The organism is Paraburkholderia caledonica, from assembly GCF_000383275.1.
Taxonomy (GTDB): domain Bacteria; phylum Pseudomonadota; class Gammaproteobacteria; order Burkholderiales; family Burkholderiaceae; genus Paraburkholderia; species Paraburkholderia caledonica.
This window is the reverse complement of sequence record NZ_KB911036.1, coordinates 397,539-421,780: the sequence shown is the minus strand read 5'-3', so window position 1 is coordinate 421,780 and position 24,242 is coordinate 397,539. Positions and strand designations below refer to the sequence as shown.

Below are 24,242 nucleotides of genomic sequence, written 5' to 3'. Positions count from 1 at the left end.
CCGTGCTCATGGCAGTATCTCCGGTGGAATACGACGGGCTATGACTTCGGGAATATCGCTGATCTGCTCGGCGCGCAGCAGGGTACGGAAATGTTCGTCAGTCAGAAAGTGCCGCATGGCCGACGTGATCAGCAGCAGGCGTTCTTCCTGGACCCGTGCCTTCTGGATATTGAGTTGCTGTCGCCGCACTTCCGTTTTGTAAATGCGCAGCAGCTTCTGCGGCGTGGGCTTGTCATCGCGGGCGATAGGTTTCGGGTAGTACGCTTTCCCGAGTGCCTCTCGTTTACTGATCAGCTTGCGAACGCGCAGCAGTTGTTCGCCCTTGAGTGTGCCTTGCTCGTAGGCTTCCAGCAGGGCCTTTTGAAGGTCTTCGCTTGATGCGCGCGAGATTTCGACTGCGAGCGAGATTGGTACGATACTTTTCTCCACTGCACGCACGAGACGTTGTTCGCCGTTATCGAGCAGGTGGAGGATGCTGCTGATATAGCTGGTATCAAGATTCGTTTTCCGGGCGATCTGCTCCGAGCTATACCCTCTGGCGCGCAGGACCTGAATGCCACTCAGCAACTCTTCGGTCGTATGTCGCCGGCGCGCGATGTTTTCGGTCAGCGAAATCAGGAAGCGATCAACTTGCGGCGCATCGAAGATACAGCACGGAATCATCGTCTCGCCTAGGTGCTTCAGTGCTTCAAGACGCCCCTGCCCGCAGAGCACTTCGTACCAGTCTCCCTCCTCATCTTTCCCGCCATGCGCCACACTGATCGGCCGCTTCAGTCCGACCACGGCGATGTTCTCCACCAGTTGCGAAAAAAACAGCGGATTGCGTGTGCGCGGATTGAGCACGCGTAGCCGGTCGGCAGAGATCGGCGTGATCTTGTGCGACGACGACAGCGCAGGCTCACGTACTTGGTTGCCATCCATGAATTCCTCCACGTAGCGGTGCTCGGCGGCCGAGATAGACAAGCATCGACAGGTCGTCGTAGCGATACGCATCGAAGCCCTGCTCGTTGTAGTCTCCGAGACGGAGTTGTTCTGACCGGAGATCAATGGCCGGAAGCAGGTAGTAGTCGCGAATCGATTGCGCGTCAGATTCCATCCGCACAGCGACCGTGATGTCGGGTTTCAACGTGGTATCGAACCGAACGGTCCAGCGGTTGGTTCCCGCCTCCGTCGTGCGGCATCGGCACAGAGCGAGCGAAACGGTAAATTCATCGTTGACTCGCAGGAGATCGGTTGCCGAGTCACGTTCCACCCTTGTCCCAGCGGCTGTCATGGCGCTCATCGCATCCGAAACGATTCCCGGGTGCAACTCGCGCAGACGCCGGTTGATTTCGAGATAGCGGTAGTCCCGGTCAGGGGTGTAGCCAATCAGGGTGTATGTGCGGATCAGGCTGCCGAAGCGGCTAGCAAACGCACTGCTCGACGGGCAGTCTGTTGTTTCGTCGATGACGATGCCGGACAGGTAGCCGTGGCGAAGCAATACGCGGCCTAGCGCGGCTAACATTTCTTGGTCCGTAAGTCGGTACGAGCGCGCAAGGATGATCTGGCGTGCGGCGTTGAACATCAGCCGGTCAACGATCGCGTCGAATGCATTATCGGCTCGCGCCCATGCTGCCGGCGGATTTTTGACCCGCTCTTCCTTGAGCTTGAACGAGGTCCGGTTCCACACGTTGTCACCGACGTATTTGTCGTTGATTAGGATCTGGTGAACGGTGCCGCGTGTCCAGGCGGTTTCGCGATCTGTGCGTTTGCCTTCACGATTCAGCAGGACCGCGATTTCCGATTCTGTCAGCCCGTCTTCGACGAACGCCTTGTATATCCAGCGTACGGTATCGGTTTCCTCGACTGGGCCGGGTACAAGGATCACACGGTCGGTCTGGATCGACTTGTGCTCGCCGGGTTTCAGCTCCGCCTTATGCGTGCCAGTATGATCGATCAGCATGCGGCGCAGACCGTAGCCGGCTGGGCCGCCTTGCCGCACGCCAGTCTGTATAAGGCGCATTTGGCCTGCATGCACCTTGACGCTCAGCTCTCGGCTGTACTCGCCAGCCATCGTACGCTTCACATTTTTTATGATGCTGGACACCGCACTGCCATCGTTCTCGAACTGCTCCGCGCAATACAACACGCGCACACCCGCCTGCTTGCAGCGGATTTCGTAGCTGGCGCTCTCGTCGGGGTCTTGGAAGCGGCCCCACCGGCTTACGTCGTACACCAGGATAACTGAATAGTCCGCCTGGCCGGACTCCACATCACGCAGCAGCGCCTTCAACTGATCGCGGCCTTCGAGCCTCAGTCCGCTTTTCCCTTCATCCGCGTATATCTTGACGATTTGCAGGTCGCGCGCTGCCGCGAAGGCGAAGATCACGTCCTGCTGGTTTTCAGTCGAGTATTGCTGGTGCTCGGTGGACATACGCACGTAGGCAGCTGCCCGTGCCAAGCTGCCAGCATCCACTGCACGATCGTTTCGCACCCGTCGAATCACCGCGTTCCCCGTTTCTCTGAAAAGCCGCGCATTTCAATTCCTGCACGTTCCATCACCAATCACGTAGAGGTCGAATCAATATACTTTCGGAGGTCGGAAAGATGTTGCGGGAAACACGCAAAAAGTTGCCAAGTGGACAAAACCTAGGACTCACCGCCCGCGAATATGCGGTGGCGATCGAAGTGGCACTGAAGAGGGAGACCGGCACATCCCGGCATGCAGTGAAGACCTTGGCACGCATGACGCACGCGAGCGAGCGTACGGTTCAGAACTGGCTATCGGGGGTGCGTGGGCCGAACGGCGTACACCTTATCCTGTTGGCGCAAAATTTTGCGTCGGTTCGATCGGCAATCATGTTTCTTGCAGGACAAGGGATGCAGCAATCTGCCGATATTGAAGCTGTGGTTCGATTACTGTTTGAAGCGATTGCCATGCTTACGAACCGCGGGGAAGTCGGCTCACATCCGATCGATTAAAAAATGAGTGACTAACAGCGCTGCTCAACATCCATAACACCTTGCGACTGAGCCGTGACGACTGGCGAAAAACCATCTCCCCGGATTTGATCAGTGCACACACTGACGCAGCTTCGTCGCCTCCACGGGTTCATGAACGCGCCGGAGTCGGCCATCGCGGACGCTCCGCGTATTAGTGCGGCTCGAAGGCACCGGGGACGATTTCGCTATGACTCTGCCGGTCTTCGCAGAGGCACGCGACGTGCATACATCTCGTAATTTGCGATCGGATGGCGGGTTTCGGGTTGTTGCTGACGCTTGAATGCCTGAAGGGCGCCGCATCTGAAGGGCGGCTAATGGTTGATAGTGTTGAAAAACTTGGCGAGCAAGAATTCAGCGAGGTTTTCAGGGGTCTTCCTGCCTTTGACCGATGCTCACGAGCGGCTTGCAGGGCGATCTGAGAGGCCAACTTTCTCGCGAACTGGTCCGGCGTCGCGGAGAAAGAGTTTTTCAACACTATCGGTTGTTTGCCGACGGCGTTACCGAAAAAAAAGTAGCCGACTAAGTGTCGAGCCAGCAGGTCCAAGACCTGCCGACTCCAGCGATGGCGAAGACGCGTGTTTCAGTTAGTCGGCGGGGCGGTCTCGGATGAGACGGTCGCCGTTAGCGGAGCCAGTTCAGGAGCCGCCGGTTCGACGGCGGGCTGAGCCGCGGTGCCCGGATTTGCGTTCGGGTTTTCCCTGCAATATGCCCGTGCGACATCCTCGCGACCGATCGTGTAGTCGCCGGCGTCCTTGACGTCATTGATTACGTGTTCGATGCACCCGATCAGCTCGGGGCTGTCAGGTACCTTGGCCCCGTTCACGTAGTCTCGCTCGTACACGAGTCGTCCGTCCGGGTCCCATGCCCTGGTTGTTCCCGTCAACTGTCCGTTGGCATACTGGCCGTACTGTCTCGGCTTGCCGGTGTCGGGATAGAAGAGTTCTTCGACCCCTTCCTTTGCGCCGTGAATAAACTTCACGTGATGGGTCACCTGCTTGCCGTCCGGGGCGTATTCGGTGAAATCGCCATCGTACTTTCCCTGCGAAAGCGTGGCGTGGAGGGTGCGGTTTCCGGTATCAGGATCGAAGCCTTCTTCCTCGCCGTCCGGCCGACCGTGACTCCAGTGCAGAACGTGCACGAGCTGATGCGTGCCCGGCCTGTGCATTTCCTGCTTACCGTCAGGTTGACCGTCAACGAACGACACGCTGGTGAGCGCGGTCTTTCCGTCTTCGTCATTGACGGTCAGCATATCGGTCAACACGCCGGCGCTGAATGACGCCTCGGCTCGTACGGTGTCCGACTGCGGAGTCTTGCAGACCGTCTTGCCGTCGAGTGCCCCATCGCGCACATGCACGTCGCACAACGCGACGTTGTACAGGCCCGGCACCGGGATCTTGACGGCGGTGTTGAAGATCTGCATCGCCGTGCTGAAACCGGGTTGCGACATCAGGACATGATTGAACGGGACGTTCGTCACCTGGCCCGAGAACGGCGTATTCGAGTCGCCGGCGTAGACCTTGCCGTTGTTAATGTCCGCATTGCGGAAGTCGAGCACCTTGTCGCCGCATGCAGCGACAAGCAGGGATGTGATGATGGCGGCAAGCGCCACGCAGCTTGTTGAGACGTGAGGTTTCATGATTGGAGGTTGGGAAATGAAGAACAAGACAGGCACAGGCCGGCTTGGTGGGGCCGTTCCGACCCATGCCTGCCGCGATGGACGGGGAAATGAAATGCGATGCGGCGAACCCCGGCCCGCCGCATCTGGGGAACGGCGGATGTAGATCAGTCAGCGAGACCCATGGACTTTGCCGCGGCGACCATCGAAGCCGCGATCGTGTTCAATACCGACGCCGGGAATTGCGCGTCCGTCTGAACCACACTGGCCGGGTAATCGAAGCCGGACAGCAGGCTTCCGTTGACGAGCGCAACCGCGAGGTTGCCGCCCGCAAGGATCGCGCGGCGAACGTTGTCGTCGATGTCGCTGTAGGTCGAAAGGGCTGCGACCTGAGCATTCGGCAACGTGATCACCATCACGTTTGCATTGGTCGGACTGACGCTCCAGCTGCCGTTGACCGGCAACGTCAAGCCGGGCGACCCGCAGGCCGGAACGCCGATGTCGGCGTGCGGCTGCTGGTTCGGATTGGCGATGAGCTGCGCGACGCCGTTCGCCTGGATGCTCAGGAGAATGCATGAGCGGTTCTGAACCGTCGTTGACACATCGATCTGCGTACCGACGGCCTGCTGGACCGACGTATTCGACCCGACATGGCCGTCAAGCGTTGCAACATTGATGGCGAGACCGGTATCGGGTTGCACAGAATATCCGGCCGTGCTGTCCGCGCCGCCAATCCAGGGAGGATCAATGCCGGTTGCCGGGATCAGCACCTGGTCGTGGGCATGGCTTAGGGTGCCGATGTACGCGGTCGTGCCGGACGGGAACATGCCCGTCATGGCATTGCGCACTGCGGAGTAATCAGCCGAAACGGACAGGGCGCTCGAAAGCGGCTGGCCACTCACGTCCACCGATTTGTACGCCAGCGTGACGGTGTCGCCGGTATTGGCGTCCGTGCCGGTGAGCGTCGAGCCGACGTTCGACAGGCTGTACGACGGATGCAACCGATCGGGCGACAGGTAGGCCGTGAAGGTGCCATCGGTTTTCTGCAGATAGCCGCCGCTCGCATTCGACATCGAGATCAGGCTGCCCGTCCGGTCACCGTTCAGGTCGCTGTCGATGACATCGCCAGCCGGGTTGGTAATCCAGCTATCCACAGTCGCAATCCAGGCTTCCTGGCTCACGGTCAGCGTCGAACCCGACAGCGTGTAGCGGTTGCGGAACGGATAGCCCGAGTAGTCGGGATAGTCCGCGTCGCCGAAAATCACACCATTGCCCAGATAGCCTTCCATCGAGTAAAGCGGGCTGGCGAGGATCTGGCTCGCGTTTGCCGAAGTGCCGAGTGCGGCTTCTTCCGCGGCAAGGATGGACGGCGTGGTCGAAAGAACGGCGGGAGAGCCGGAATCGACGATCGCATTGAGGACGCCCTGCGTGCCTGTGATGGAGCCGCCTGCGTACTGGATGACTGCCTGGACCGTTTGCTGGGCAAGCGAGAGCGCGGCGCTGTTGCCTGCTGCCACGTAGTCGCTGTCGGGAGCGACGCCGGCAAGCTGCTGGACAGCCGCCGTGGCATAGCCCTGCGAAACCCCCTTGGCCATCTGCGCGACAACCATCGATGTCAGCGGCGTGACGTTCTGGTTCGCGCCCGCCACAACGGCCGACAGCGTAAAGCCGGATGTGAAGGTTTTGCCCGAGGTTGCATCGGTTGTGCCGGCCGGCACAATGGCGAGCAGATGCTTTCCGGTCATGTCTGCCGTGACCTTGAGCGTATAACTGCCGGTGCCGTCTGTCGTGGCCGTGGGCAGTGAGTTGTCGCAGGCTCCCTGCCCGTTATCGAAACAGATCGTCGCGCTCCCGAGGTAGCCGTCGATCGCCTTTCCGGAAATTGTCGTGGTGGCGGACGGGCTACCGCCCGTACCTGTGCCGGAGCCTGGCGAACCTCCGCCGCTGCCACTGCCGCCACCTCCACCACAGGCAGCAAGCATGGCGGATGCAACGGCGCTCAGCGCAAATCGGATGGTTCCCCTGCCGGGTCTGGTCTTCATTGTTTCTGGTTCCTTGTTCTGATGGTTGGCGGGTACCGCTAAAGCAAAAAAAGAAAGGATCAGGGGCGGGCACGGCCGACCGCGCCAGTGGGTGCCCGGGCGCCCGTGTTTGCAGTGTTTACTCTACAAATGCGCGCGCAACTGTCGCGTGCGACAAAGCTCTCGACGCTATATCGGCAGCTCCAGAAGAAAATGAAGAGTAAACACGACATCAAATGTCGTGTTTACAACGTCGAGAATCAATCGACAGCCGGGCATTCTGCCTGGCATGGCTACCCGTCGTCCTTCACCCTCTCCGAACACCCCTGCCCCGATCTCCGTTGCCCTCGGCCAACGCATCAAGCAATGCCGGCATGAGGCCGACAAGTCGCAGGAGACGCTGGCCTTCGAGGCCCATGTGGACCGGACATATATCTCTGCGATCGAGCGCGGCATCGCCAATCCGTCCGTCGAAACGCTGGCCAACATCTGCCATGTGCTGGGCGTCACGCTCGCCGAGCTGTTCGCGCCGCTGGACGGGGTGTCGCTCGCGCCGACCGGCAAGCGTCGGGCCAACGCGGCGACGCCGCCCGAGATCAGACGCAGCCGGCTTCGCTAGCGCCATCTTCCGGTCGGCGGATCGACACCGCGCCGTCCACGTCTGCCTGCACGGTCGCTTCGGCCGTGATGTACGAGGCATGAGGCTTTCCGGATTCCAGCCGCGCGTTGCACGCAGCCAGTACCGGCATGGCGCCTGCCGGATCAAGCAGCAGAAGTGCCTTGGGGACGGTGTCCCGCTCTTCGATTCCCGCGACCAAGTGCGGCGGTGCCGTTCACCGGTTCGACGGTTGACGATCCAGACGATGACCGGCCATCCTGCGGCCAGTTCCCCCGCGCAGAAGCGCAGGATCTCATCGGCGGAGCCTTCGCACTCGACAGGCTGCACACCGGCATCGAGTTCCCAGACGAAACTGACTAGTTCCGAAGGCGTCAACCCATGCAGGTAATGCGGCCAGGCCCGATCCCAGAAGTGTGCAACGGGGCCACTCGCATAGCCGCGTACGTCGACCGGATCGGACAGCTTGCCGAGCATGGCGAGCGCCATTGCCGCGCAATGCAAAGCGCTGCCGCTGTCCCACATCCCCTGCCGGCTGAAGAGCGGTTGACGGCTTCCGGCAAGCCCCAGTCGCCGCCCCGGATACAGCGCCGGATGAAGCTTCTGGATCAGGGTGGACATCAATAGTCCTCCGGCAGCAGGATCGTCGTGACCGAGCGATCGGCTTCGGTGATGATCCAGACCTTGCCGCCGCCCGGTATCACATAGCTCGACAGCAGGCGTCTGCGGAGCAGCAAGGCCAGCTCGTTGCTGGCGATGTCGGCGATGCCCAACTCACCCCAGTCACCGCGCAGATGCCGTCCCAGCAGGACGGTCGGCGAAATCCCGGCCTGTTCCAGCACGGACTGGGCGGCCGGGGTAATGACGGGCTGGCCCATCCGGAAACGCGGGCGATTGCTCATGCGCACCTCCTGACCGGATGGTTGATCGTCGGCCATCGCGGGTAACAGGCATGAGCAGTCGCGGGCGGGCACTGCGGTGCATTGCGGGAAACCAGTTGCCCGATCAGCTCGATGGTGGTGTTCGAGCGATCCCATTCGGTGGTCACGATGAGGCGCGCGCCGTCCGGCAGCGGGTAGATCGACAGCAGGCGCAGGCCGGCCGCGACCGACAGGTCGTTCTGCGCACTGTCGTCGTCGGAGACGATGCCCCAATCCCCGGCGATGTGCCGCATCATGACGCTGATGATGGGAATCTGGTTGGCTCGCAGTGTCTGCAGGGCTTCGAGTGTGACCAGGAGCCGGCCCGGATGAAAAAGCGGTTTGAGACGGATAGTGTCGTTCATTGATGGCTCCAGAATCAGGGCGAGCACGGGCCTCCGGAGGAACCGGATGCGTGATCGCAGGATGTGAAGAAGGGAGACCGGGCGCAGGACGCGCCCGCTTTATGCTGTCGGCTCGATGACCAGCTTGCGCAGCGAGGCGGCTTTCGCCTGCGAGCAGCCGAGGTGCTGGCGGATGCTCGTGACGGTCGGGCGCAGGAGGCCGGCCTCGATGTCGCGACGCAGTTTCATGACTTCGGTTTCGGGTTCGGTCACGGCAGGAGCGATAGCCACGATAGGCACGTCAGCCGTAGTCATGTCGGATACATCGTTCGTGATTGCGGGTACGTGGCCGCGACGATCCGTGATGGGCGATGTGCCCTGCGGCAGCAGCGCGATCGACCACAGCAGGCATGCTGTGCTTTCGAGCACGGCCGCGAAAGCGAGACTCACGTACAGATCGAGTCTCGTATTGGTGACGCCCCGCAGCGCGGCCAGCCGTGCCGAGACCGGGTCGTCACGCGCGGCGTCACGATGCGAGGCGTTACCGTCTTCGATGGCCTGATACCGTCGCACGTCCGCCGCTTCGGCGTCGAGCGCATCGAGCCGGGCGGCCAGTGAGGTTCTTCGTACGCGTAGCGTCGGGCAGTCACGGATGCAGTGCTGCGCATCGGCGACGGCCTGATCGGCTGCAACCGAGGCCCGTTCCGCCATGACGGCCGTCAGCGACCGGTGAGCCGGCACGCTGGCGACGGACACGGCCGACACGCGTACCTCGCCCGCATGCGACTGCGACAGCAGAAAGAATGTCGCGTGCCCCCACGATGCCGCTGCCATGCAGCCGAGCCACAGCAGCGTACCGATACCGCGCACTGAGAGCGGCGCAGAACGGCATAGTGCGGGCAGCAGATGAGCGCCGCCGACCAGCACGACGCTCACCGCAACCCACACCAGCCGCTCCGACAGCCATCCGCCGCGCTGCCAGCCGGCCAACACCGACATGCAGACGGCAGTGCCGGTTGCCGCGACAGCCAGAGCGAGAGCCGGACGACGGATCATGCGGCCTTCCCGCCAAGCAATGCGGCGCGCTGATCCAGCCGGTCTTTCAGGCCGGATGCCGCAGGCGTTCCGCCAGCATCGGCGTGGGCGTTGCCGTCACCGTGACCAGGGTCGTCACGGGACTGGGCCGGATAGAACTCGTCCGCGACGGCGGCACCGTCCTCGATACTGTCCTCGAACGCGCCGTTACCGAAGCCGGCCCGCGCAGCGGCGTCGAGTGCGGCCTGGTCGAAGCCGGCCGCGCGACGTCGCGCATCCAGCTCGCGCGCTTCGGTGACGGCTGCTTCGAGCGAGCTGCCCGTGCGCATGCCGAGATCCACGTAATAGATGGCCGAACGGTAGCTCTGCGTGGTGGACTTGCCGCGCAGCTTCAGTTCCAGCGGCAGGCAGGCGAGCAGGTTGCCCGATACGGCAGCGAAGTAATGCAGGCGTGCGGCGAGCGTGCGGATCGAGTTGTACGAGGTGGTGCGGAAGATGAACGAGCCCATCTCGTCTTCGTCGCCGATCAGCACGTTCAGCCGGCCGTAGGGCTTGCAGGCGCCGCCCTGACCGAATGCACAGCCGTCCGGTGACGGGCACGGCAGGTCTTCGATACCAGCGTCCGTAGCGCGGCGGCAGGTTTCGCCGTTACCGACGCAGACAGGCCGTCCGGTCTCGCGGTCGAAACATGAGTACTCGGCACGCAGGTTCAGGTCGGGATCGTTGAACAGGAACCGCACGGGGATCGCCCGCAGTTTGCCGGTGGTGGCTTTACGCAGTTCCTCGTTGAGCGGATGCAACATCCAGCCGTCGCGGTTCTGGATCTGGGTCGTGAGAGTAAATTGGTCATCTTTTTCCGGCAGGCGTTTGCCGTTCTTCTCAACGACACGACCGATGGAAATCCGCCCGATAACGGGCGGGGTGATGCTCAAGCCTTTCAGCATGAACTTCTCCTGTAAATGTAAGCAGTGGGGAATGAAACGGGAGAGGGAGACGCGCGATCGGCAGGGAGTCAGGTGTTCACGAGAAAGCGGCGTGAACCCGGTTTCGTGATGGCATACTGCGCGGCAAGCTCGGGGTGGTCGGCCAGTAGCCGTTGCAGATCGATGCCGGAGCCGTCCCGGCTGCGTCTGAACGACACCGAACCCGTCTCGAACTCGGCCCGGTCGGCCTCACCCATCGCCTGCTGGATGGTCTGCTTCAGTTTCGATTCGACGACCTGGCGGCTCTCGATATCGGCGCGCACGGCGACCAGATCGGCGAACGTGGACGAGAGCGACCTGTCGCCCGTGAAATCGACCGTGCCGCCTGCGCCCGGATACAGGCAGCGCAGTGCGCGATCCGCCGAGTCCGAGCCGTCGGCGGGCGGTGGCGTACCGGTTTCGACGTAGCGCCAGAATGCCGCTTCGAGTTCGATCAGCCGCGCGATCAGCGCGTCGTCGCGCATTACCCGGTGCACCTCGAGCTTCTGGCCGCAGAGGAGCACGGCTACATCGGCCGCCTGTCTACCCGTGACCGCGAGCTGGTGCTGAACCTGCAATTGCACGTACTCGGGCACGCCGTCACGCCACGGACGCGCGCCGAACTCCCCCGCCGTCTTGCACTCGAGCAGCTGCACGTCGCGGTTGCCCACGACTTCACGATCGACGTTCGCCAGCATGAACGGTATCTGCGGATGCTGGAGCACGGCATTGACACGCCGGACACGATTGCCGGTCTGCTTCGTATAGGACGCGGCAACGATGGGCTCAAGCAGCGTGCCCCAATACACGGGCTCGGTCGTATCGTTCGCGTCCGGCTTCGGCAGGGTCGCATCGCGTCCGGTCTTGATGAGCCAGAGTTCGAGCGGACTCATATACGGCGAAAGCCCTACGGCTGCGGCCGCATCGGAGCCTCCGATCCCGTTTTTTCTCACCGATAACCAGTCCTCGCGCGAGAGGGACTTCGTTTCGACGAGCCGTAATGCGGGTCGATGCCGACCGCGCCCGACCGATTCAGGCAAAGCCATTTGTAACCTCCAGAAAGCAGAAGGCCCGGCGGGAAGATCCCGGCCGGGCCGTATGACGTGATGGACATGGGTTCAGGCAACCAGCTTCATCGCCTCATCCCACGCGCGCTGCTTGATTACATTGCCGGCGCCGAACCAGGCGGCGTCGCGCCGGTGATCCTCGCTGCGAGCACGGCGCTGGTGATCGACAAATTCCGTGATCGAATTCACGAGCCCCCACGCCGTACCGGATGCCGAGGCGAGCGTCGCGCCCTTGCCTCGGCCGGCGAACAGCGATTGCACGACTCGGACTGCGCTGTCGTTGGTGGTCGGCATAGAGACGCCGGAGCTGGCCGGATAGGTCAGCACGCGACGGAAGAACGCCTCGGCTGCGGCGTTGTTCACCTTGCGATCCGCCAGGGCTTTCATCCGCACCATGAAACCGTCCCACGACGAGATCGCGATGCCGAGTTGACGCTTGACGGCTTGAGCGTCGAACTGCGAGCGGTGTGGGACCTTCACCGCGCCAGCCGAATCGCCAAGGGCGATCTGGAGTGTGTTGTTGCACACCACGCGAACGGATGTGAACTGGGCGGTAGTCGCCAGCGTGCCGTCGCAGGCGGTGGCGAGCAGTAGATAACCGTTTACCTCGTCACGCCCCTTGAGCGAGACGGACTGACCGGTACGGGCGAGTGCCCACAGTTTCTTGCCGTCCTTGAGCACGCCGGCCGTTTCCAGTTCGAAGCCGCCGACTTCTGTGAGGTCGCGATAGAACTCGAGGATTTCTCGAGGTTGCACGACCTGATAGCGTGACGAGACGACGGACAGTGGAGCCTTCGTATCCGAGCGGTACAGTACGCGCTGTTCGGGAAATGCGTGGATCGAGCCGAGACCGGAACCGGCTTGTCCGGCGACGAAACGAACATCGGCCGATTCGATCGTCCAGTCCATGCCGGTCTGGCGAGCCCAGACTTCGATCGGTTGTTTCGGGGAAAGCTGATTGCCAAGGCCGTGCCACGGCATTTCGCCAACGTAGGCCATCGATTGAACCAAGTGCATTTATAAAACCTCCAGACAAGTGCATAAAGCCCGGCACGCGGCCGGGCAGTAGGGGAAACAGGGGAAAGGGAAAACCGGAAAGCTGGGTTAGTCCAGCCGGACCGAAAAGATGTGCCCGCAGGCGCGGCAACGCCAGTTGTCGAGCACCTTTTGATCAACGGTTTCGCCGAGCGCCGCGCCAGTCGCACAGCCGGCTGCAGCGCCGGCCAGACCCGCGATGATTGCTGCAGCGATGCTGCCGCACAGCATGCCAAATGGGCCGCCGAGTGCACCGACTGCGGCACCTATCTCTGCGCCGGACAGGGCTGCGGCGGCCGCACTGGTACCGCCGGCAGTGGCGCCTATTGCACCGCCGATTCGTCGCGCAATGTGACGAGGCTCCGTGCGGAACGACTCGCACGTAGGGCATGCGTAGATCACGTCGCCCGTATCCGGACGGTAGCGAGGTAGCTCCTGCCCGAATGGGCGGGACGATTCCTGCGAAGGCTCATGACCGCGCAGGCGCATGTGTTCGCGCAGCGATCCGTCTTCGTTGTCATCGTCGAAGGGGGGATAGGGCAGATGGCGATCAGGCATGGCTAGCCATTGCCTTTCGCCGGATGTGACTCGCGTAGCAACCGACGCACATCGTCCACAGCGTGCCTAGAACGAAGCAGATCACGAATGCGACCAGATAATCGAGGGGTGGGGTAGGAAGCATCACCGGACTCCTGAGGGGGTTCGCCGGTACGCAATCGCAGCGGCGGAGCAGCAGTCTTCTGCGTACTCGGGTGCGTGATATAGGGCTGAAAAGAAATTGGATCGTCAGTCCTGTGTTGTGGCCTCGAGTTGCTCTTCTGACTTCCGGTTTTAATTCCACAATTGTGGTAGAGTAATCGGAAGTCAACTTCTCGGGCATGCCCATGTTTGCCGCTGTGGTCTTTCACGAGCCAGCCGATGTCGATACCCGATTGGCGCAATTGCAGCTTGACCGGCAGGTGCTCATCGAAGCAGTGTTGCAGGCGATTCTGTACCGGGCGCGTCTCACGGCTCACCATCCCAGGCTGTATCGTCATTCCGTGCTGACCAATGAGACAGTTGCCGCCCTGCGGGATTTTCTCATTCCGCGTGGTTGGGAAAAGCAAGATGAAGGCAACTACGAGTTGGTCGTTAATCCGGCGCTTGCTGTCGCAATCGCTGTCGCATCGGGCGATGATGCAACGGGCATCAAAGACCGCACGCCGTCCAATAAGAGCGAAAAAGGTCCACGTACCGTCAAGGCGGTGGACGACAACCGGACGGCGGATCTGTTTCCTGAGACCCTGCCGCCCGTAGAAGAGGAACAGCGCGCTCTGGACACGTGGATATTGCTGCATCATTTCAAAATCGACGAGCTCCATCTTGAACTGTCTCGCCCGAACGGTTACGACTCGACACAGCGTTTCGTGACTTCGTGGTCTGAACGCATTGTGCTCGGTGCGATTGAGTTGGACGGTAGTCCCGCGGTGTCGCCAATTCCCCAATCGCCGGACGTCGACGTGGCTGTGAGCCGTAAGTAGCGCAATCAGGTAAGTGATGTTCAATTCAAAGCGATTCTCGCTCGCGCGGCGGCGACGAGGTATGACCAAACGGGAAGTTGCTGAACGCATTGGCGTCAGCGAGCGGTCGGTGTCCGCGTACGAAAAGGGAGACCAGGAGCCGGAGCCGACCAATATGCAGCGTATTGCGGCCGCGCTCGGCTTCCCCGAAGCGTTCTTTTTCGCCGGCGATCCGAGCGAGCTATCGGGTAGCGTCGCAAGCTTCCGGTCGATGTCGAAGATGAGCGCGCGCCAGCGCGACAGTGCGCTGGGTTCCGGCGCGATTGGGCTCATGCTCAACGAGTGGCTGGAGCGAAATTTCAACCTGCCGGCTCCCGATCTTCCCGACCTCGGGCGCGAGCCCGGTACGTTGACGGACCCAGCGCGTTTGGAAGATTTCGAGGAGGATATTCCGTTCCCCTCTATTTCTACGGCCTATGGCCCGGAGGCGGCGGCTGAAGCGCTGCGTTCGCAATGGGGGCTTGGCGAGCTGCCGGTTAAGAATGTGATAGCCCTGTTGGAATCAAAGGGCGTGCGCGTATTCTCGCTCGCGATTGACGCGAAAGAAGTCGACGCATTCTCCATGTGGCATGGTGGTACGCCCTTCATGTTCTTGAACACGTATAAATCGGCTGAACACTGCCGGTTCGATGCGGCACATGAGTTGGGCCATCTGGTCCTGCATCGACATGGGCAAACCCAAGGGCCGGAGTTGGAGCGTGAAGCGAATGCGTTTGCATCAGCGTTCCTCATGCCCCGCAAGAGTGTTCTGGCTTATGCGCCTCGTGTGACGACGTTGCCGGGGCTGGTACGCGCGAAACATCACTGGAAAGTGTCGGTTGCGGCGTTGAACTACCGAGTGCACGCGCTTGGACTCACGAGCGCATGGATCTACAGGACGTTGTGTATTCAACTGGCAGAAGCCGGCTACCGCACAAACGAGCCGGAGCCTATGGCGCATGAAAAGTCCCAAGTGCTAGAGAAGGTGTTCAAAGCATTGCGCGATGAAGGAACGTCAAGATCCGATGTTGCCCACGCTCTTGCGGTTCCGCCGAAAGAAATCGACTCCCTGACGTTTAACCTGATGCTGAGCGTGTTGACAGGACGCGGGGAGGGGGCGCACTTGGACAAGGGTGCAGCGCGCGACAGACTTCGTGTGATCCATGCACGCGACAGCTCTGCCTCAAAACGAGATAAGCGTACCTGACGTTTGTGATCGAGCGGGCCGCGCAGCTTAAGGCCCACACGCGGCCACGGCCCGGTCATCAAGCCGCGACAGACCGTTTTTCTTTGGGTATTGACAAGGTCCTGATTTCCTCTAGAGCCACAAGGCGTCGTTTAAGGGTTTCGGGTTGAAATTTTTTTGCTAGCTTCCCTAGCCGCGGTGAAACTTGGACGGTCTCGAAGTTACCTCCACCGACCCAAGATGTGGTCTCGGTGACACCACCGGGGTCATTGCCGTCGACTATTCGCTGCATCCTCGGTAGTAGAAAATCAAGGACTGTCTGTGCATTACGTTCGGCCACCATCCATCGACGGCGCATCTTGTGTGCGACCGCGGCAGTTGTCCCGCTACCGCCAAATATATCGACCACGAGTTCCCCTGGATTGGTTGCGATGTGGATGATTCGCTCCAGTAGCGACTCAGGTTTGGGAGTGTCAAACACTTCCATCTCTGGGAACATCGCCATTAAGTGACGCTTTGCGTCATCATTCGTTCCCGTATCTGTGGCACCCCACACTGTGAATGGCACCAGTCCTCTAAGTTGATGCGCGAATAGTTTCAAACGTGGTGACCCATCACCACCTTTAGGAAACCAAAGGCGATCATCGGCAAGTAAGTCGAGATAAGTTTGCTCGGTAGCGTACCAAGAACGTCCTCGCGGGGGGCGCAGCACTTGCCCTGTGGGAGTAACGATGTCGTACTGCTGCGCCTTGCGATATCCGGGGGCGGTGAAAGGCGCGTCAGACCACGGCCCACGTGGATCATCGTCGCGGTTCTGCAACTGAGTCTCGTCTTTCAGTAGCAGATTTCTTGAGGTCTTCCACCGCTTAGGGCCGCTTGGTGCGTACACCAAAATCGTGTCGTGGTTCGACGAGAAGGCGGCGCGGGAATCGCGAGTGGTCTTCTTTTGCCACACGACTGACGCAACAAATGCCTGGTCGCCGAAGACCTCGTCCATGATTGCGCGAGCGCGGTGCACTTCGCTGTCGTCCAGGTGCACCCAAATGCTCGCATCTTCGGCAAGAAGCGGACGCAGTGCCGCCAGACGGTCCCGCATCATGCTTAGCCACATCGACCGTTGCATGGTGTCGTTATACTGGCGGAAATTGACCTGCGTGTTGAATGGCGGATCAATGTAGACGAGTCGAATGCCGCTGTCGAGGACGGTTGTTTGGGCCTTTAGCGCTTCGAGAACGTCCGAACCATCCCCGATCGCTAGGACATTGCTGGTAGCGCTCAGCGGGCGCGCTGTGAGCAGTTCAAGCTTGAGCGGCTCAAGCAGGCGACGGTCCGTTGGATGTATCCACTCGTAGCTTGCCTCCCCCGACGCCTTCAGCAGTTGCTCCTTGTTTGGCCAAACAAGTTGGATGTCGGACATGTGAGCTCCGAGTCTGGGAGGATCGTGGATAACCCTGTATTATGCGCCTTTGATACCTAAAGCAAAAGAGAATTTCATGACGCAGGCTGTTTTGGACATGCTGACTGAGGCGCAGTATGTAGCCACGACCGATCCGAAGCCGATCAAGCCGTTCATTAGGTGGGCCGGCGGGAAGTCGCGCTTGCTCCCGCGCATCCTCCCATACGTACCTGCCAGCATCAACAATTACTACGAGCCATTTCTTGGCGGAGGAGCCGTCTTCCTAGCGTGTGCTTCCCGTGTATCTGGCCGTTCGCATCTCGCAGATCTCAATGAGCACCTTATCGCGGCTTGGGTTGCGATGAGAGACCATCAATCGGAACTTCGACCATTGTTGGCTTGGTATTTGAAAAATGATTCGAAAGAGTTCTACTACGAAATTCGCTCGAATACAGCATCTTCTTGTACCGTAGAGAAGGGTGCACGTTTTCTATACTTGAATGGCGTATCATGGAATCATCTTTGGAGAGAAAACTCTCGAACAGGCGCCATGAATGTGCCTTGGGGCGATCGTCGTTTCAAGCTCATTGATGACAACACGATGAATTCGATCGGTGGGCTCCTGGCCCGAGCGGATCTTACTGTGGCTGATTTTCGAGAAGTGCTGTGCAGCGCCATGCCTGGCGATTTTGTGTACCTTGATCCACCATACTTACCTGTTTTTTCCCGGCCGGATGTCGAAAAAGAACCGACAGCAAAATTTAACAAATACACAGCAAAGACTTTCGAAATAGCAGACCTCGTTGCGCTAGCGGAACTTTGTGAGGATTTGTCGCGACGTGGCGTGCGGTGGGTTATGTCCAATCGTGATACTGAATCGGTGCGATCGTTATTCCCGAGCGCCGAAATTGTCCGATTCACGACGCATCGGTCGCTAGCTGCTCAGAGTCGGCGAGAAGTGGAAGCGCATCAATCACCGGAAGCGATTATTATTGGGAGAGCCTAATGGCCGCGCAGCCGGTTGAATGGGTGCTCGTTGTTTATTATGGTCCGTCAGCGCATCGTGCGACCTATGGGCGATTGAGTAATACGAAGTACACCAAGGACTATATTCAGCTTTCAAAGAAAAAAGGCTTTCTCGACGCACTTCTCAGACTATTCCCGGTGAATGTGGGTGATGAAGGGGCAGTGCCGCTTACGTATAAGTGGCCGGCGGGAACGACACCGGGCGCTCTGGTCTTTAACTCTGCGGATCGCCCGCACCTTAAATGGGAAACCAGCCTTGGCGCTCCACACGCGTGGAAGATGGCGCCTACTCCGAGGGAAGATACTGCGGAGACCATTCCTGGCAATCCGACTCATACCGATTTCGAGTCTGCTGAAAACGAGTTGGAACTGCTTGCCAGCCGTGGTGCTGGTCAGCCCTATTTGATGGCTATCAAGCTTCACGATGAGCCGACGACGCTGCATTTGCGCGCATACTTAAGCGGTCCGAGCTCGGAATACGCATGGGCCAATCTCGATATCGCACCGCCTGCGATTCGGGAACTCGCCGCTAGAACTTCGCAAGGTTCAGCCTTAGCATCAGAAACTTTTGCCAGCGGAGGCACCGTTCCCAGTACTGCAGTTAAGCACGCCCTTTCAAGACTCGAATCCTCGGATGCGCCCGCTGACGTCTTGGATGAATTAGACGCTGATACGGCCAGAGGGCTCGCAGCTTATCTACGACACCCGGGATATGGGCTGTTTTTTGATCCATCTCAAAATCACAGCGCGTGGATACTTCCCGCGTCGATTTCGGAGAAGCTTGCAACATCGGTTGGTGTGTTTCTCGACGTGCTCGACGCACGATACCCTGCGGCGAGACAAGGAGATGCTGCGGCGGAGGCCGCAGAGCCAGATCCCGGAGAGGTCGAAGTATTCGAGGAGCAAATCAAGGACCAAGACTATAGCGTTGCAGATTCAGTTGTAACGGCCAAGACTCGTGGGAGTGCGCAAAGAGCATTTGCTAGCGCGGTCAAATCCAACTACGGATATCGATGCGCAATTACCGGAATTGAGAGCAAAGATTTCCTTGTCGCTTCGCATATAGTGCCGTGGAGCCAAGATCAAAGCATACGGCTTGACCCGTCGAACGGAATTTGCCTGTCGCTGCTCATGGACCGCGCATTTGAGCTAGGGCATCTACTGATCGAGGATGACCTCACAGTTCGAATCGACTGGACGAAGGTGGGGGATGACGCAATGCTTCGGCGTCAGCTTGAGCCGCACGATGGTCAAAAAGTAACACCACCGGCGGTGGCGGCCCCGCGTGTGGCATACCTTCAACGACGTAGGACGCTTGTCGCTCAAACTGGCTAATTCCGCAGGGTGACTACTTTTCAACCGTAGGAACGTTGTGAAGCTGTTCCCCGAGGGACCTACTAATCCAAATCAACTGCCCCATGCTTGGCTTGCACCCGCCGCTGCTCCGTTCGACGAAGCCGGTGAGCGTTGGATTCGAAGGTGCCCAGACGAACAAAGCGGGGCTTCAAGGGGCTTCCCGCTCAGATCGTCCGCGTGGCACCATGCCTTACGACGGCGATGGCACCGCTCAAGCGCTCGGTGCTCCCGTGAGGGGAGGCAGCAACTCATCATCATCTGTGTCCCACGCCGCTCCATCGAGCAACAAAAGCGAAATGCTCATGTCGTAACGATCTGATACGACCGCCATCTCGCGAGTTGTCGAGTGGGGAAACCAAATCCCACTTTCATGTTCAATCCCGTCCCGGGCGTCGACGCTAAAAGTCGCCGAGCGCGGCTGCATAACCAGCGATTGCTTCGGCAGTTCCATACCTTCGTGAAGATGACCGAAGCCGAACCGCTTCGCACTCGTACTGCCTTTCCACCAGTGAAGCATCCCTTCGCGGGCGAAAACGATGATCGCGGAGTGCTCGGTGAAATCGATCCACTTCAGAATGGCCGCCGTCAAAGATACCCCGTATCGGGCGGAGCACTCACCGAGCACGTCAAGGGTGATGTGCTTTCCCTTTACCTGTTCGCGGAAATCATCAATCGGCATGAGCAGATACGAGGCGAACAGATCTGCCTCGCGCTCGATGGCCTTTGCAGCCAGTCCAAGCGTCGCGCTCTGGGAACATCGGAATGCATCCTCGCGCGTGCGATGCAGCACGTAGTGGCCGAACTCATGGCCGATCGTGAAGTTCGCTCGTCCAGGGATGTCTTCATTGGGAGCATGCAGGATCACCCATTCTTCCCTTTTGGGGAGCCAGAACAGTCCACCCTCGAAGCCGTCGAGATCCTGGGCTAGAACTTCGCCGATAGGGCGAGCCGGCGACACCTGCCGTGACCATTCAATGGCCAGTTCGCCAGCCCGGATCGGAAAGGCTGCGCCATGTACAGCCCGCCAGAGCTGCACCAGCTTCATTGCTTCGCGTTGCGGCGATAGAGGCTGATCAGTCACGTTTTCGGTCGAGAACTTCGAGGATGTCCTGGAGCTGCTTTTTAACGGGCTCGTCCAGCTGCTCATACTTTCGGAAAAACGCCTCGTCGGCAACCTTCCTGGACGGCTCGGTTTGCGTGTCGTCCAGCAGATACGCGGAGGTGACGCCGAGCGCTCGCGCGATCGCATCGATCCTGTCGGCCGACGGGCGCGCCTTTTCTTTATTCTCCAGCTCCCAGATCGATGACTTGGACGCGCTAACCTGAAGGGCCAGCTGATCGAGCGTGAGCCCTTGCCGTTTCCGCAGCGTGCGGATCTTTTCGCCTAGAGTGGGCATGATGTTCGGAATTTCGATAAAAAAAATGCTTGACTTCGAGCATTCTGAAGTCCAGTATTTTCATTGTCGGACTTCCGAACCGAAAAGGCAAGAAGACCGAACGCCTTTTCGCGTGCGGGTCCGGTGGTCGGATTCGGCGCGGAGCTCTTGAGCGGAAGGAGAGCATCATGCCGAAAGCACTGACTCCGGGGACGCCGGCACCGTCGTCCGGGCTGTACCGCAATAACGTGACTCGCACCGAAGTGACGGGGGTGAAAGGCCGCCCGCTGCCGCCTACGCCCGGGCGTCATCAGACCTACACCCTGGTTGATCCCGCGAAACATAAGCGCTAATTCGAGAGCGGGAGGACGGCGCAATGAGTACACCAGCACTGACTATTAGCCCCTTGGACGGTGGCAGGGGAGAAGGCCGCGGAGCGACGTTGCAGACGCCGCAACGGCGATCTACCTTTTCGTACCGTGCGGAGACGCAGTTCTTTCACCTTGCCGATACGATCGCGCGCTCGCACGAACTGACGTCGACCCAACTTCTGGCGCTCGAGTCCTCCTACATCAGCACCGCGGAGTATCTTGCCGAGAGTGACGAATTCGCCGGTCTGACGACGAACATTCATGGCCATGGCTCGAGGGCCTTGGGGACGTTGCTTAGGCCGTCGGATGAATCCCGTGAAGGTTTCGACATCGATCTCGTCGCGCGACTCGATCAGCGTGCCATGTTGAGATACGGTGGAGACGGTGGTCCAGGATTGCTGATCAACCACCTGCATGCAGTCCTGTCACGATATGCGAGCGCGCACAGTCTGAAGGTCAAGCGTTGGGAACGGTGCGTCACACTTGAATATGCAAGCGGCATGTTCGCCGACATCACGCCGGTTGTCGACGATCCGCTATCTTGGGCCCCGTACGGCGACACGCATGGCCGTGTCCCAGATCGCCAGTTGCGGACGTACGAACCGACGAATCCGCGCGGGTTGACCCGTAGCTTTGCGCGTGCCGCAGCGATTGCGCCGGTCTTCACTGCCGTCGAGCATCGGACATTCGCGGCCGATTCCGTTCGCAAGTCCATTTCCCCCCTTCCGAAGGCCGATGAGGTTTTCGAGCGATTGCTCAGCCGCCTCGTACAGCTGCTCAAACTACATCGGAACGTAGCGTTCGGGAAGGCGAGCGGTCACGAGGATTTCGCTCCCTCGTCCGTGTTCATCACCACCCTCGCAGCTGCGGCGTACGTTGATCTGGCTCCGAAACCGCATTCCACGCCGCTGGATCTTCTGCTTGATATCGTCGAGGCGATACCGCGGTACTTCACGCGGGAGCGCGATTTCGGTGGCAGGGAAGTCTGGTATCTCCAGAACCCGTCGTCGCCGTACGATAACCTCGCGAGCAGCATGAACACACGTGAGCGCCAGGGGGCATTTGACGAGTGGCATGCCCGAATCTGTAGGGACCTGCGCAAGCTCCTTGACGCGATCGAAGCAAACGCGGGCCTGGATGCCGTCATGCGTATCGTGCGCGCTGTTTTCGGGGAGCGTGCGGAGGCGGAGATTCTCAAGGACGATCGGGCGCGACGGGAAGCGGGCCGGAGAGCAGGGCGCGTGGCTATCATCGGCGGCGGCGCGGCCCCATCTTCCGTCATCGCCAGGTCGAAGCCGCACACCTTCTACGGTGATTGAATGCGCCGCGTCACGCCACCACCGAGTCTTGCTGCACGGGCGCTGGATCTTGAGTCGCTGCGATTGCCTTACAGTTCATTTACCTTGTGTTCCGGCAAGGAGCTGCGCTTTGTGTTCGTGGTCTCCCCCGGACCGTATGCGCGCAGATACAGATGCCTTCTTCGGTTGAAGGCCGGACGCAAGGTGCCCGAACTCTTGGTACTGGAACCCGACCTGAGTGCTCTCGCAAACGGCAAGCGGCCGCCGCATACCTACTTGCACGACGGTCCGGGCACAAAACTCTGCATGTGGTGGCCGAAGGCGCGTGAATGGTCTACGGGTATGAAGTTGTCTGAAACGTACATTCCGTGGGCCGTCGAGTGGCTGGGGTATTTTGAGGAATGGCTGGCGACGGGAAAATGGACGGGCGGCGGTGAGCATCCACCGTCGGTTCCCCGCCGACGGTATGGCATCGGACGAACGGCCGCTTGAGGACCTTCCGGTCGGGCATAGCCAGACATGATTTGCTGGAGTTATTGAACGCTTTCTCTGAAACAAAAATGTCCAACGTAGATCCGATACGAAAACGTTACTTCGATGACGTCGAGCTTGCCGATACCGCGACAGACTGGCTGTTTTACGTCGGCGCGATCTTGTCGGTTCTGTCGCTGCTGCTCGACAAGAGCGTGTACCCGAGAATCTACGATTGGGTTCAGGTCGGGTTTCTGGTTGATGCCGTCGTCCTGTTTGTTCTGGGTCAGGTTTCCCGGTTGTATCTAACGCCCCGGGCTGAGGATAAACGTCGTCAGGATTTTTTCGGGCGCGCGTTCGATGTCAGTCTTAGTCACGAAGTGACCGATGGCTACTACAACAACGATGCCCGTGACCCGAACAGGAAGCTCGCCGCGCAGTTGCTCGAAAATAGCCTCTTCAGCAAAACCATTGCTCTGTCGATGGCGCGCTTCGAGCGCATCAGGCTTCTCGTATATGCAGTGCTCTGGCTCGTCTGTGTAATTAATCGCCAGTCCGATCTCGGCGTAATTCTGGCAGCGTCGCAGGTGGTCTTCAGCGAGCAGGTGGTATCCCGCTGGTTGCGACTGGAATGGTTGAGGATGCGATTCGAGAAGACATACGACGACGTGTACCGCTTGTTTCAATCTCGCCCCGCTGCCTCAACGTTTGCTGCGATGGCTCTCGATTCATTGACGTCGTATGAAGCGGCGAAATCCACGGCAGGCATCACGCTTTCGTCAGGGACGTTCGATAAATTGAACCCGTGGATTTCGAAGGAGTGGACTTCGATCAAGGCGCTGCTCAAGCTTTGACGGCGTGATCGGGAGAGCGAGTCGCGGCCCGTGAGTTCGTATCGTGATGATCGACGTAGCGCGATTAGAGCGGAGCACTGTCACGCTTCGAAAAACTGCGCTAATGATCGTCGGTGTGGCATTGCCATCATTGAAACGATCATGTAGTCGATGCCTGATTGCTCGTCCATCTTGCGCAGCAAGATGGTGTGTCTCGTGTCGACGATCCGAAGCGCAAGTGCTGCTTCACCGTTCCGCGAAATGCTGCGCCATCCGGGGCAATCGATGATTGTTCAAATCGGGGCGTGGTGGCTAAGCTGGTCAAAGGCTTAGTATCGGTTTCGTCGCTTCTTCGACTTGCTGTTATCGTTTTCTGGCGAGATCCGGTATTTGCGTCGCCGACTCGCTGAGCTGGCTCGCCCCCGACATCGAAGCCACACAACTCGCCCGTGCGTTACCCGGCAATATGGATCTAAATTGATTAATGCAGACTTAAAACGCCTACACAGCGCCTACATGGGTCCAGAAAGCAAAAAGCCCAACCGGTTAAGGATGGGCTAAGTGCTTGATATCTTTGGTGGGGCGTGAGTGACTCGAACACTCGACCTACGGATTAAGAGTCCGCTGCTCTACCAACTGAGCTAACGCCCCAACAGAAGCGAAATTATGCAGCATGTTCCATCCATTGCCAAGCCCCCTTTCGCAGATTTCTTAAAAATACCGCTTCGTTCCAGTAGAGTCGTCGCTCGCCAAAACGGGCGCCCGCGAGAACGCGCCGCCTTCGGCGTCCCGGT

The 24,242-nt window shown here is 59.6% G+C and carries 25 protein-coding genes and 1 tRNA gene; 10 read left to right on the top strand and 16 right to left on the bottom strand.

The genetic code is table 11. The annotated features are described in order from the left end of the window. Positions 1–6 precede the first annotated feature (6 nt). Together H281_RS0111765 and H281_RS0111760 are read right to left on the bottom strand one after the other, a co-directional pair. Entirely contained in the window at positions 7–921 is a 915-nt protein-coding gene (locus H281_RS0111765) for a ParB/RepB/Spo0J family partition protein (protein WP_020067307.1), read from the bottom strand. Beyond that, positions 899–2,455, bottom strand: a complete 1,557-nt coding sequence (locus H281_RS0111760; RefSeq protein WP_027804506.1) for a recombinase family protein — start codon at positions 2,453–2,455, stop codon at positions 899–901. The genes H281_RS0111765 and H281_RS0111760 overlap by 23 nt, the downstream gene beginning before the upstream one ends. Before the next feature lie 131 nt (positions 2,456–2,586). Here H281_RS0111760 and H281_RS0111755 point away from each other — a divergent pair, with 131 nt between their 5' ends. Further along, positions 2,587–2,961, top strand: coding sequence for a hypothetical protein (locus H281_RS0111755; protein ID WP_020067305.1), 375 nt, complete (start codon positions 2,587–2,589; stop codon positions 2,959–2,961). 601 nt (positions 2,962–3,562) lie between these two features. On the opposite strand, the gene H281_RS0111750 is transcribed toward H281_RS0111755, so the two are convergent. Together H281_RS0111750 and H281_RS0111745 are read right to left on the bottom strand one after the other, a co-directional pair. Beyond that, positions 3,563–4,618 (bottom strand): toxin-antitoxin system YwqK family antitoxin, encoded by a 1,056-nt coding sequence (locus tag H281_RS0111750; RefSeq protein ID WP_051120948.1) that lies wholly within the window; start codon positions 4,616–4,618, stop codon positions 3,563–3,565. 146 nt (positions 4,619–4,764) lie between these two features. Beyond that, entirely contained in the window at positions 4,765–6,639 is a 1,875-nt protein-coding gene (locus tag H281_RS0111745) for a hypothetical protein (RefSeq protein WP_027804505.1), read from the bottom strand. A 268-nt stretch (positions 6,640–6,907) separates the two neighbouring features. On the opposite strand from H281_RS0111745, the gene H281_RS0111740 reads away from it, so the two are divergent. Then, on the top strand, positions 6,908–7,237 hold the full coding sequence (locus tag H281_RS0111740; protein WP_123282665.1) for a helix-turn-helix domain-containing protein: 330 nt from the start codon (positions 6,908–6,910) through the stop codon (positions 7,235–7,237). On the opposite strand, the gene H281_RS37270 is transcribed toward H281_RS0111740, so the two are convergent. From H281_RS37270 to H281_RS0111700, 8 genes are all read right to left on the bottom strand, one after another. Continuing rightward, positions 7,215–7,436: a hypothetical protein gene (locus H281_RS37270; RefSeq protein WP_020067301.1), complete on the bottom strand. Its 222-nt coding sequence runs from the start codon at positions 7,434–7,436 to the stop codon at positions 7,215–7,217. The two genes, H281_RS0111740 and H281_RS37270, sit on opposite strands and share 23 nt — an antisense overlap. A gap of 418 nt (positions 7,437–7,854) precedes the next feature. Then, complete coding sequence (locus tag H281_RS0111730; protein ID WP_020067300.1) at positions 7,855–8,136, bottom strand: hypothetical protein; 282 nt, start codon at positions 8,134–8,136, stop codon at positions 7,855–7,857. Then, positions 8,133–8,519, bottom strand: a complete 387-nt coding sequence (locus H281_RS34570; protein ID WP_020067299.1) for a hypothetical protein — start codon at positions 8,517–8,519, stop codon at positions 8,133–8,135. The genes H281_RS0111730 and H281_RS34570 overlap by 4 nt, the downstream gene beginning before the upstream one ends. 99 nt (positions 8,520–8,618) lie before the next feature. Then, the gene (locus H281_RS0111720) at positions 8,619–9,554 is read right to left on the bottom strand and encodes a hypothetical protein (RefSeq protein ID WP_020067298.1); all 936 of its coding nucleotides are present in this window, start codon (positions 9,552–9,554) and stop codon (positions 8,619–8,621) included. Then, entirely contained in the window at positions 9,551–10,477 is a 927-nt protein-coding gene (locus tag H281_RS0111715) for a recombination directionality factor (protein WP_020067297.1), read from the bottom strand. The genes H281_RS0111720 and H281_RS0111715 overlap by 4 nt, the downstream gene beginning before the upstream one ends. A gap of 68 nt (positions 10,478–10,545) precedes the next feature. Further along, entirely contained in the window at positions 10,546–11,541 is a 996-nt protein-coding gene (locus H281_RS0111710; RefSeq protein ID WP_020067296.1) for a YqaJ viral recombinase family nuclease, read from the bottom strand. Positions 11,542–11,613: 72 nt separating this feature from the next. Next, positions 11,614–12,579, bottom strand: a complete 966-nt coding sequence (locus tag H281_RS0111705; RefSeq protein ID WP_020067295.1) for a DUF932 domain-containing protein — start codon at positions 12,577–12,579, stop codon at positions 11,614–11,616. 87 nt (positions 12,580–12,666) lie between these two features. After that, positions 12,667–13,155 carry a hypothetical protein gene (locus H281_RS0111700; RefSeq protein ID WP_020067294.1) on the bottom strand — a complete coding sequence of 163 codons (489 nt, stop codon included), beginning with the start codon at positions 13,153–13,155 and terminating at the stop codon, positions 12,667–12,669. 326 nt (positions 13,156–13,481) lie between these two features. Here H281_RS0111700 and H281_RS0111695 point away from each other — a divergent pair, with 326 nt between their 5' ends. Beyond that, a complete protein-coding gene (locus H281_RS0111695; RefSeq protein WP_020067293.1) occupies positions 13,482–14,117 on the top strand; it encodes a hypothetical protein in 636 nt (211 codons plus the stop codon). 61 nt (positions 14,118–14,178) lie between these two features. Further along, a complete protein-coding gene (locus tag H281_RS0111690; protein ID WP_020067292.1) occupies positions 14,179–15,342 on the top strand; it encodes a helix-turn-helix domain-containing protein in 1,164 nt (387 codons plus the stop codon). A 58-nt stretch (positions 15,343–15,400) separates the two neighbouring features. Here H281_RS0111690 and H281_RS0111685 read toward each other — a convergent pair whose 3' ends face one another. Beyond that, positions 15,401–16,738 carry a site-specific DNA-methyltransferase gene (locus H281_RS0111685; RefSeq protein ID WP_020067291.1) on the bottom strand — a complete coding sequence of 446 codons (1,338 nt, stop codon included), beginning with the start codon at positions 16,736–16,738 and terminating at the stop codon, positions 15,401–15,403. A gap of 76 nt (positions 16,739–16,814) precedes the next feature. On the opposite strand from H281_RS0111685, the gene H281_RS35955 reads away from it, so the two are divergent. Both H281_RS35955 and H281_RS0111680 read left to right on the top strand, forming a co-directional pair. Further along, positions 16,815–17,723, top strand: a complete 909-nt coding sequence (locus H281_RS35955; RefSeq protein ID WP_084690085.1) for a DNA adenine methylase — start codon at positions 16,815–16,817, stop codon at positions 17,721–17,723. Then, positions 17,723–19,078, top strand: a complete 1,356-nt coding sequence (locus tag H281_RS0111680) for an HNH endonuclease (protein WP_020067290.1) — start codon at positions 17,723–17,725, stop codon at positions 19,076–19,078. Before H281_RS35955 ends, H281_RS0111680 begins: the two co-directional genes overlap by 1 nt. Positions 19,079–19,310: 232 nt before the next feature. On the opposite strand, the gene H281_RS0111675 is transcribed toward H281_RS0111680, so the two are convergent. Next, positions 19,311–20,144: an ImmA/IrrE family metallo-endopeptidase gene (locus H281_RS0111675; protein ID WP_020067289.1), complete on the bottom strand. Its 834-nt coding sequence runs from the start codon at positions 20,142–20,144 to the stop codon at positions 19,311–19,313. A gap of 28 nt (positions 20,145–20,172) precedes the next feature. Next, the gene (locus H281_RS0111670) at positions 20,173–20,496 is read right to left on the bottom strand and encodes a helix-turn-helix domain-containing protein (RefSeq protein ID WP_004536357.1); all 324 of its coding nucleotides are present in this window, start codon (positions 20,494–20,496) and stop codon (positions 20,173–20,175) included. Positions 20,497–20,663: 167 nt separating this feature from the next. Here H281_RS0111670 and H281_RS36805 point away from each other — a divergent pair, with 167 nt between their 5' ends. The 4 genes from H281_RS36805 to H281_RS0111655 all read left to right on the top strand — a co-directional run bounded on the left by H281_RS36805 (position 20,664) and on the right by H281_RS0111655 (position 23,469). Continuing rightward, positions 20,664–20,828: a hypothetical protein gene (locus H281_RS36805; protein WP_020067288.1), complete on the top strand. Its 165-nt coding sequence runs from the start codon at positions 20,664–20,666 to the stop codon at positions 20,826–20,828. Between the two features lie 23 nt (positions 20,829–20,851). Further along, positions 20,852–22,165, top strand: a complete 1,314-nt coding sequence (locus H281_RS0111660) for a nucleotidyltransferase domain-containing protein (RefSeq protein WP_241077865.1) — start codon at positions 20,852–20,854, stop codon at positions 22,163–22,165. Next, positions 22,166–22,636 carry a hypothetical protein gene (locus H281_RS35950; protein WP_084690083.1) on the top strand — a complete coding sequence of 157 codons (471 nt, stop codon included), beginning with the start codon at positions 22,166–22,168 and terminating at the stop codon, positions 22,634–22,636. A gap of 68 nt (positions 22,637–22,704) precedes the next feature. Continuing rightward, positions 22,705–23,469 (top strand): hypothetical protein, encoded by a 765-nt coding sequence (locus H281_RS0111655; protein ID WP_020067286.1) that lies wholly within the window; start codon positions 22,705–22,707, stop codon positions 23,467–23,469. Between the two features lie 554 nt (positions 23,470–24,023). Here the strand turns inward: H281_RS0111655 and H281_RS0111650 are convergent. Continuing rightward, positions 24,024–24,099 (bottom strand) — tRNA-Lys (locus H281_RS0111650). Positions 24,100–24,242 lie beyond the last annotated feature (143 nt).